The sequence below is a fragment of the Kitasatospora sp. NPDC059817 genome (genome assembly GCF_042731835.1).
Lineage (GTDB): Bacteria > Actinomycetota > Actinomycetes > Streptomycetales > Streptomycetaceae > Kitasatospora.
Genome location: NZ_JBHWIR010000233.1, coordinates 1 through 9,681 on the forward strand (window position 1 = coordinate 1; position 9,681 = coordinate 9,681).

A 9,681-nucleotide genomic window follows, 5' to 3' on the forward strand; every position below is an offset into this window, starting at 1 on the left:
GGGGTGGGGCGGGGGGGGCGGCGGGGGGGGGGGCGCGCGCGCGCGGGGGGGGTGGGGGGGGGGGGGGGCGGGCGCGCCCCGCGCCCCCCCCCCCCCCCCTCGACCGGTCAGACCATCACGTGGCCGGGGGCCGACGGCCGCAGGGCACCACGCGAGGAGCCGCGATGGGGCCGCGATGAGGCCAGGTGGCCGACACCCAGCGGTCGCAAGGGGTTCGGGTCCGGATGGCGGCCCGAGCCAACCCATGTCACGTTACTCAAAGTGTTCACAAAAACACCTCGCGTTATCTCGATACTGCGGCGTGGCGCCTTGCGGTGACCACGCCCGACTGGAACGGAGACGGTATGGCAGGGATCAGACGCGGCCGGTCGCGCGGCAGGCTCGCCGCGGCGATCGGACTGGCGGTCATCGGCGTGACGGCGGGTTGGGGAGGAGGTTCGGCACAAGCCTTCCCGGCGCACGCCTTCCCGGCGCACGCCTTCCCGGCGCAGGAGACGGCATCCGTCAGACCTGCCGTCGCCTCACCTGCGGACGGCACGGACGGCGCGGACCGCGCGAACGGTGCGAACGGCGCAGACGGAAAGTCAGGCCCCCGGGCGCTGACCTGTCCGCCGGTCCCGGTGTGGGCGAACACCGGCGGTGGCGGTGACCAGCTGTACTCGTACAGCCCGACCGGTACGCAGCTGTCCGACGTGCCGCTGGTGCGGGATTACGGGGACATCGCGTGGAGTGCGGACGGCACAACGCTGTACGGGGTGTCCTGGCACGAGAGCCCGGCGACGCTGTACACGATCAACCCGGCCACGGGTGCGGAGACGAGTTCGGTGGTGATCACCGGTCCGGCCGCGGTCGACGGATTCGACTTCAACGCGCTGAGCTCCCGGCCCGACGGGACCCTGTTCATCGGGTCGTTCTTCTCGAACCTGATCTGGACGCTCAACCCGACCACCGGGGTGAGCACGCTGTTCCCCGTCGCCTACCCCGCCACGCTCGTCTCCTCGGGCGACTTCATCACCCTGCCCGACGGTGACGTCCTCGGGGCGGCGTTCGATTCGTTCTTCCAGAACCCGACCTACTACTTCCGCATCCACCCGGACAACACGATCACCGAGATCGGCAACGTGCCGGGCTCCACGTACGGTCTGGCCCAGTCCGGCGGCAACGTCTACGTCTTCCGCGCGAACGGCACCATCGAGACCCTGAACTCGATCCCGGCCGGTCCCTCGACCGCGGTGATCCCCACCACCGTCGTCGTCAACACGGGTCACCCCTTCTACGGCGCCTCCTCCACCCAGGACAGCGGGAACTGCAACCTTCCGGCCGGCACCTCCTACACCGTCGCCAAGTCGGTCTCCCCGACCGGCCCGGTGAACGAGGGCGACACCCTGACCTACACCGAGACCGTCACCAACACCGGCACCAACCCGGCCACCTTCGCGGGTTTCAGTGACAACCTCTCGGCCGTGCTGACGGACGGCACGCTGGTGCCCGGCTCCGTCACCGCCAGCTCCGGAACGGCCGCCGTCACCGGGAACACCCTGACCTGGTCGGGCACACTGACCGCGCCGCCCGCCGCCGGGTCCACCGTGACCGTGAAGTACCAGGTGACGGTCAACAGCCCCGACACCGGCAACTACGCGCTGACCAACAACGTCGCGCCCACCATCGCGGGCGGCACCTGCGCGACCGCGACGGGCTGCACCACCACCGTGCTGGTCAACGTCCCCACCCCCACGATCGACAAGTCCGCGGCGGAGAGCTCGTTCGTCGCGAGGCAGACGATCCACTACACCTACGCCGTCACCAACAACGCCGGTGTGCCGCTGACGAACATCGCGGTCACCGACACCGGCCCCGGCACCCCGACGGTCACCTGCCCGCCCGGCCCGCTCGCGGCCGGCGCCACGGAGAAATGCACCGCCACCTACACCGCGACCGCCGCGGACGCGGCGGCGGGCACGATCACCGACACGGCGAACCTCACCGCCACCGTCGGCACCCAGACGGTGACCTCGACCAGCAACCAGGTCGTCGTGCCGCTGCGGGCGCTGACCATCACGAAGTCCGCCGTCCAGCCGAACTTCCAGGCCCCGGGCGAGACGCTCAACTACACGTACACCGTCACCAACACCGGCCAGGTCGCGCTGACCGGCGTGACGGTGACCGACCTGACGCCCGGCGTCACCGTCTCGGGCTGCGGAACCAACCAGCTCGCGCCCGGCCAGTCCACCACCTGCCAGGCCACCTACGTCACGACGGCGGCGGACGTCGCCGCCCAGAACGTGCCCGACCAGGGCCAGGTCACCGGCACCGACCCGGGCGGCCAGAGCGTCACCACGACCAGCAACAAGGTGAACACCCCGCTGGTCGCGATCACCGTGGTGAAGAAGGCCGCCGAGGCGCAGTACACCGCCGCCGGCCAGACCATCCACTACACGTACACGGTCACCAACACCGGCGCCCAGCCGCTGACCAACATCGGCGTGGTGGACAACGGCCCCGGCACCCCGACCGTCACCTGCCCCACCGGCCCGCTCGCGCCGGGCGTCTCCGAGAACTGCACCGCGACCTACGTCACCACCGACGCCGACGTCGCCGCGGGCAAGGTCGTCGACACCGCCCAGGTGACCGGGACCGCCCCCGGAGGCCGGACCGTCACCTCGACCAGCAACAAGGTGACCGTGCCCTTCGCCGGCCTGAAGATCGTCAAGGCCGTCCAGGAGACCTCGTTCTCCGCCGCCGGCCAGGCCCTGCACTACACCTTCACCGTCACCAACACCGGTGATGTGGCGCTGAGTTCGCTCGCCGTGACGGACTCCGGTCCGGGCACCCCGGCCGTCTCCTGCCCGGTGACCACCCTGGCCCCGGGCGCGTCCACGACCTGCACCGCGACCTACTCCACCGCCGACGCCGACGTGCAGGCCGGGAAGATCACCGACACCGCGACCGTCACCGGCACCACCCCCGACGGCACCCCGGTGACCGCGACCAGCAACACCGTGACCATCGTGGCCTGCACCCCCTGCGAGGACCAGGACCACGGCGGCTGCGACGGCAACAACTCCGGTGGCCACGGCGGCTGGGGCGACCACCACCCCGGCCCCGGCCAGTGGGACAACCACCCCGACGGCACCACCCCCGGTGACGCGTCGGCCGCCGAACACCCCGCCGGCACCCACCCCGCGCCCGTTCCCCCGCGCGACACCGCCGCGCAGGCACCCGCCCTGATGCTCGCGAACGCCGGATCCCCGGTGGCCATGGCCGGCCTCGGCGGCGGCGCGCTGCTGGGCCTCGGCTAGCTCATCGCCGCCTTCGCCTCGGCCCGCCTGCGCCAGGACCGCTCCGGAGAGTGACCACCCTCCACCATCCGGACCGGCCCCGGCGACGCACGCAACGCACGCGACGCACACGCCGGGCGTAGCGGCCGGGAGGGCAGGGTGCGCCACCACTGGTGGCGCACTCTGCCTGCTTTCTCGGCCGGACAGGCCTAGCCGAGGACGGCGTCCACGGCGGCCGCCAGCGCCTCGCGCACCGCCGCGGGGGCGGTGAAGCGGCTCTGGTTCATCGCGCCGTGCCGCAGGATCAGCAGGGTGTCGGCCGCCCGGTCGGGGTCGGGGTGGCCGGTGGCGGCGAGCAGGCCGGCCAGCAGGGCGCGGAACCAGTCCATGTGCTCCTGGATCGCGCGGCTGACCGGGTGGTCGGGGTCGGGGTAGTCGGCGGCGGCGTTGATGAACGGGCAGCCGCGGAAGCCGGGGGCGCAGAACTCGTCGGCGATGCCCGTGAACAGGGCCGTCACGGCCTCGCGCGGAGGAAGGTCCGCCACCGCGGCGGCGGCCGCGCGGAAGAGCCGGTCGTGCTCGTGGACGTAGGCGAGCACGACGTCGTCCTTGGACGGGAAGTGCCGGTAGAAGGTCGCGTTGGCGACCGCCGACTCGCGGATCAGCTGGTCGATGCCCACCCCGCGCACGCCCTGGGCGTAGAAGAGCCGCATCGCCGCGGCCAGGATGCGAGCGCGCGGTGGCGCGGAATCTCTCGTCGTCATGGCTTGACGCTAACAGAAGGATCGTTCTACCTTGGAGGAGTAGAGAGAACGCTCCTTCTACTTCTTGGATCGGACGACCGCGCCCCGACCGGGCCCAAACCGGGCCCAAACCGGGCCCCGACCGGCCGCCGATCCGATCCCCAGCCCTCACGCACCAGGAGAGACCCCGCCATGCCCAGCAACCGCACCCCGGTCATGTTCATCCACGGCCTCTGGCTGCACTCCACGAGCTGGCAGGGCTGGGCCGACCGGTTCCGCGACGCCGGCTACGAGCCGATCCTCCCCGAATGGCCCGGCGTCCCCGCCACCGTCGCCCAGGCCCGCAGGAACCCCGACCCCCAGGGCGGAATCGGCCTCGCCGAGATCTCCGCCCACCACGCCCGGATCATCCGCGACCTCGACACCCCGCCCGTCCTCGTCGGCCACTCCGTCGGCGGCTTCATCGCCCAGCACCTCCTCGGCCAGAACCTCGCCCGGGCAGCCGTCGCGATCTGCCCCGGCCAGATCAAGGGCGTCAAGGCCGTCGGACCCGCCCAGGCCAAGTCGGCCTTCGCGTTCCTGCGCAACCCCGGCAACACCAAGCGCGCCGTCTCGCTCGACCCCGAGCAGTTCCGCTACGCGTTCGCCAACGCCGTCCCCCAGCAGGAATCCGACGCACTCTTCGACGAGTGGACCATCCCCAGCCCCGCCCGCCCGCTCTTCCAGCTCGCCCTTAGCAACTTCGCCCCCCACTCCCCCGCCAAGGTCGACACCCGCAACCAGGACCGCGGACCGCTCCTCCTCCTGTCCGGCAAGCTCGACCACACCGTGCCCGACGTGCTGACCCGCTCCACCCACAAGCAGTACCGCAAGTCCTCGGCCGTCACCGACTACCACCGCTTCGACGACCGCGGCCACTCCCTCACCGTCGACCACGGCTGGACCGAACTCGCCGACCACTCCCTCACCTGGCTCGACCGGCGCCACATCGGCTGAGCAGACGGCACCGCCCGGCCCCGGCTCCCCGGCCCGCCGCCCGAGAGGTGCGGGCGGCGGGCTCGAACGGCAGCCCACAGGTCAGCGGCGGCCGATGATCTTGGAGAACGTCGCGAGCGAGACGGTACCGGTCTTCTTGGCGGCATCACCGACGATGCCCCAACTGCCGATGCTCTGACCGTAGTTGGCGGTCAGCGCGGCCCCGCTCGCGCCCTCCTTCGCCTGGGACATGTCGGTGCCGGTGGACATCTCGACGACCAGCGGGACCTGGGTGGAGAGGTTGACCGAGCCCTGGAGGACCTTGCCGGCAAGCTTGCCCGCCTTCTCGGAGGCGCCGACGACCTTGGCGCCCTTGGTGCCGATGTAGTTGAACACCTTGGTCGCGTCGGAGGCTCCGGAGCCGCCGGTCTCGGCGAGGAAGGTGAGCCCGGCCCGGCGGACGCCGACGCTGGCCTTGTAGGAGGCCTTGGCGCCGGTGCCGATCGTCTTGACGATGGCCTTGCCCGCCTTGAGGCTCTTGGCGACCGCGCCGACACCGGGCAGGGCGGCGAGCGCGTCCGCGCCCAGGCCGACGATCGTGGCCGCGTCCCAGTCACCCTTGATCGCGGCGTCCACGGTGTGGGCGCCGAGCGCGGCGATGGCGGTGACGGCGGCGACCGGGCCCGCGATCGGCGTGAGGACCGGGATGAGGGCCAGGACGCCGGCGACGGCGGACACGATGCCCAGGATGTCCCCGAAGACGGCCCAGAAGCTGCTGCCCTGCTCCTCGGCCGCCTTGCGGGCGGCCTCGGCCTTCAGGTACTCGAACTCCTGACCACGGGTCTGGATGACCCGGGTGAACTCGCGGTCGGTGAGCAGACACTGGAGCTGGAGTTCGGCCTGGAGGGCCAGCGCCATGTCGATCAGGTCGTACAGGCGGCCGTCGGCGATCCACTCGCGCGGGTACCCGTTGTCCTTGAACCGCCAGAAGGAACCCGCGAAGGCAGGACCGCCCATGGCCAGGGACGGAACGGACCCGAGGTTGTGGGCAACCACGGGGTGTGCGTAGGAGATCACGCCCGACACCACATACGCGGCGTCGCCCCTCTGGCCCCCTCTCATCATCGCATCCGCGACCCTCTTGCCTATGGCCTGCCGCTCCTCTTCTGTCATGCCGGGCTTCCCCAACCACGGTGGGGTCGTTACCAGCGCATCGTTCTCCCACGTCTCGGGCAGCCAATCGCGCGACAGCCTCTCCTGCGGCTTCGCGGCGCTCTGCGGGTTCGCGGCGATCCAGGCGGCGAGCGCGCGGCTGGTCTCCAGAGGCAGGAACCCCTGGAACTCGCGGTCCTGGGCCGCGATGGCCGGATCGGAGTCCACGTAGTCGAAGTACTCTTCGTCGAGGCGGCTGAGCGCGGCGAGGACCTGGTCGCGCTGAAACACGAACATGCGCAGCAGCTGGTCGATCTTGTAATGGTCCTCCGCGGTGAGGGCCTTCGGGTCCCACTTCCAGAGGGTCATGGCGAGATCCGGGTTCCGGGTGTAGAGGCCCAGCTCGCTGTGGACGGCCCCGACGATCCTGTCCTTGCCCGGGTCGAAGCCCAGGTACGGCAGTTCGCGGCGGAGCTCGTAGTCGATGTCCATGGTTCTGCTCCCCTGGTCAGGCCGCGGTGGCGGTGTCGAAGGTGATCGTGCGGCAGACCTCGGCGAGGATCTCCACGCAGGAGTCCCACTCGGGGAGGTTCTCCGTGGCGATCGCGAAGTCGGCCATCGCCAGCCGCCCCGGGATCGGCACGAACACGTGCAACTGACGGACCACGGTCGGGCCGCCGCCGTCGCCAAGCAGGTTCACCGGGCGCTCGACCTTGCGCTCCTCGGTGAGCAGCACCGCGGGGCCGGCTTCGAGCCGGACGACGCCGACCTCGGCGTCCGGGTAGATGGCGCCCATGGTGCGCGCCAGGCGGTGGACGGTCTGCTCGTTGGACAGCTCGCTGGGGCGGGCGGTGACGGTCAGGATCGCCGAGGCCAGCTTCTCCTCGGGCTTCTCCTTCGTCGGCCCGTACAGCAGCGTGCCCGCGTAGACGGCGCCGGCGGCGGACAGCAGCTCGTACATCGTCTGCTGGGTCAGGACGGCTGCCCCTATCTCCTCGTCCGACGGCTTCGGGTCGACCATGTTCAGCCGCTCGATCAGCCGGTTGGTGTTCACCTCCGCCGACACGGAGAAGTCGAGGTCAGTGAACGCCTCCGGGACTTGGAAGCTGATCGGCAGGTCGATCGTGGCGTCGGGCACAGGTGCGCTCCTCACAGGCGGGACACGGATGCGGCCCGCCGCACGACGCGGCAGGACCGCCCGCCATGATCGACGGCCCGGCGGAACCACCGACCCCACCGCCACCCCCGGCACGCGACCGCTGGCGCGAACCGATCCGCCTTACGTCCCACCTGGACCGAATTGCCCACCCGAACACACGTCTCACCCGTAACCGGAACGGCCTGATCCACCGTCACCCACATGGCCCAAGCGGCCCATTGCACGGCACGGCGCCGCCGGGAACGTCCGCGAAGCGGAACGCCGCGCCGACCGGGGAGGTCGTGCGCGGCGTTCGCCGGGAGAGTCGAGAGAGTCGAGAGAGTCGAGAGAGTGCGGCGGTGGGTCACACCGCGCCGAGGCGGCTCGGGGCTCCCGGGGCGGGCTTCAGGTAGCGGACGGCGGCTGCTGCCGTCAGGGCGATCAGGGTGACGGTGAGGAGGTACTGGCAGAGCAGGCCGAGATCGCCGAGCTGGTTGTCGTACCAGGTGAAGAACGCGTTGCCGGCGAGGCCGAGACTGAGGACCGGCGGGAGGACGGCCAGTGCGGTCGCGGCCGGTAGCAGCCGGCCCCAGCGGAGGGATGCGAGCGAGAGCAGGGCCAGCGGGATGCAGGCCCCCATCAACGTCAGCACGGGCTGGGGAAGTACGGGGAGGGCGCTCTCGTGAAGAAGTGCGCCGAGGCGGCCCAGGTTGGACAGCAGGAGGCTCGCGACCAGCACCATGGCGGGCGGGACGGCGGCGCGCGGTCGGCGGGCGATCGTGCTCTCCAGCAGGTCGCCGGGGGCGGCGAAGAGCAGCAGGGACCACAACACGTTCGCGCCGGACGACATGATCAGGAGGGTGTAGTCCGGCGGAAAGCCCGGCACCACGGTCCATATCTCATGCTGCTGGACGAAGCACTGGGCGATGGCGGCCACTCCGGCCAGGGCGGCCAGGGTCCGGACGGTGGTCCACCGGCGGAACAGCAGGGCTACCACGACCAGCAACCAGAGCACCTGATTGACATCCTCCCCGCCCTAAAGGACGGGGATTCCTAGCTCACTTCGCCTGGCCGTCAGCGACGGGCAGGGCTTACAAGATCAGCACTAGCCGGGTCGAGACCAGCCCGGACGAGCATCACCCGAGCGGAGTTCTTGTCCCTGGGAGAGGAGACTCCGCACGCGGTGCACGTATACGTTCTCTCGGAAAGCGGAAGGCGGTGCTTGGCTCTCGCACCGCAGTGCGCGCAGTCCATGGTGGTGTGCGCAGGGTCGACCAGGTGCACGGACCTGCCGTGCTTGCGGCCCATCTCGATCAGGGCGCGCTTGGTCGCCCCGATCGCGGCGTCGGCGGCCTTCCCGGCCATGGTGGTCCTGGCGAGGAACTTCGGCCGGAAGTCCTCGACGGCTATCGCGTCGTGGTCGCGGACGACCTGCTTGGCCCACTTGCGGCCGGTGTCCTGCCGCTGCCGGGCCACCTTCCTGGAGACCTTCGCGGCCTGCCGCCGGGCCTCGCGGTAGCCCTTCGTCTGCGCCTTCCCCTTCGGGGCCCGGCGGCGCGCCATCTGCCGCTGGTACTTCGCCAGACGCTGGGCGGCCGTCCTGCCGTGCTCCGCGTGCGGGAGGTCATGCGCGTCGGACGTGGTGGTGGCGGTCTCCCTCACGCCCCAGTCGATCCCGATGACCGCACCGGTCTCCGGCAGCGGCCGGACCTCGGCGGCCACGACGAACGAGGCGTACCAGTGCCCGACCGCGTCCTGGTACACGCGCACACTCGACGGGACACACGGCAGGTCACGCGACCACACCACCGTCAGCACGATGCCGCCCGCGAGGTGCAGCCGGCCGTCCTTGAGCCGGAACCCGCGCTGCGTGTAGTTCAGCGACGGCCGGGAGTCCTTGAGTCTCTTGTGCCGGGGCATCCCGGCGCGCTGCTTGACCGGCAGCTTCGCCTTGACGTCCTTGAGCGCCTTGGCGCGGGACCTGGCGAAGTCGCGGATGGTCTGCTGCTGCGGAACGGACGCGCCCTCGCGCAGCCAGCTCATCGACTGCCGGGCCCCGGTCAGCATCTTGTCGAGCTGTGCGGGGCCGCACGTGGTCTTCTCCGCGGCGGTCGCCTTGTTGTGCTTGTGGACCTTGCGGGACATCGCCACGGATTCGTTCCACACCCAGCGGCACTTCCCCCACTCCGCTTCGAGCAGTGCGAGGGCGGTGGCCGACACACGGAGCCGGTAGGTGTACCGGGCGTACCCGGCCTCACCGGCCGTCGCTGTCGTCATCATGAGCCGCAACCTAACAGCCCCCACCGACACTGATAGTTCTAACCGGGTCCCTGGTGGTCGTGGCTCTGCCACTGACTGACGCCCTGCTGGGCTGTCCTCCGGTTGTTCTGTCCGG

The 9,681-nt window shown here is 70.9% G+C and carries 7 protein-coding genes; 2 read left to right on the forward strand and 5 right to left on the reverse strand.

Annotated features, from left to right (window positions below; genetic code table 11):
- The first annotated feature begins 344 nt into the window (after nucleotides 1-344).
- Nucleotides 345-3,299, forward strand: a complete 2,955-nt coding sequence (locus ACFV61_RS31605) for a hypothetical protein (protein ID WP_380495351.1) — start codon at nucleotides 345-347, stop codon at nucleotides 3,297-3,299.
- A 188-nt stretch (nucleotides 3,300-3,487) separates the two neighbouring features.
- On the opposite strand, the gene ACFV61_RS31610 is transcribed toward ACFV61_RS31605, so the two are convergent.
- Nucleotides 3,488-4,042 (reverse strand): TetR/AcrR family transcriptional regulator, encoded by a 555-nt coding sequence (locus ACFV61_RS31610; RefSeq protein ID WP_380495353.1) that lies wholly within the window; start codon nucleotides 4,040-4,042, stop codon nucleotides 3,488-3,490.
- Nucleotides 4,043-4,213: 171 nt separating this feature from the next.
- On the opposite strand from ACFV61_RS31610, the gene ACFV61_RS31615 reads away from it, so the two are divergent.
- The gene (locus ACFV61_RS31615; protein WP_380429511.1) at nucleotides 4,214-5,017 is read left to right on the forward strand and encodes an alpha/beta hydrolase; all 804 of its coding nucleotides are present in this window, start codon (nucleotides 4,214-4,216) and stop codon (nucleotides 5,015-5,017) included.
- An 81-nt stretch (nucleotides 5,018-5,098) separates the two neighbouring features.
- Here ACFV61_RS31615 and ACFV61_RS31620 read toward each other — a convergent pair whose 3' ends face one another.
- The 4 genes from ACFV61_RS31620 to ACFV61_RS31635 form a co-directional block, all read right to left on the reverse strand.
- Complete coding sequence (locus ACFV61_RS31620) at nucleotides 5,099-6,640, reverse strand: hypothetical protein (protein WP_380429508.1); 1,542 nt, start codon at nucleotides 6,638-6,640, stop codon at nucleotides 5,099-5,101.
- Nucleotides 6,641-6,656: 16 nt separating this feature from the next.
- A complete protein-coding gene (locus ACFV61_RS31625) occupies nucleotides 6,657-7,286 on the reverse strand; it encodes a hypothetical protein (protein WP_380375673.1) in 630 nt (209 codons plus the stop codon).
- A 364-nt stretch (nucleotides 7,287-7,650) separates the two neighbouring features.
- The gene (locus ACFV61_RS31630; RefSeq protein WP_380495356.1) at nucleotides 7,651-8,301 is read right to left on the reverse strand and encodes a hypothetical protein; all 651 of its coding nucleotides are present in this window, start codon (nucleotides 8,299-8,301) and stop codon (nucleotides 7,651-7,653) included.
- A 59-nt stretch (nucleotides 8,302-8,360) separates the two neighbouring features.
- The gene (locus tag ACFV61_RS31635) at nucleotides 8,361-9,566 is read right to left on the reverse strand and encodes an RNA-guided endonuclease InsQ/TnpB family protein (protein WP_380495358.1); all 1,206 of its coding nucleotides are present in this window, start codon (nucleotides 9,564-9,566) and stop codon (nucleotides 8,361-8,363) included.
- Between the last annotated feature and the right edge of the window lie 115 nt (nucleotides 9,567-9,681).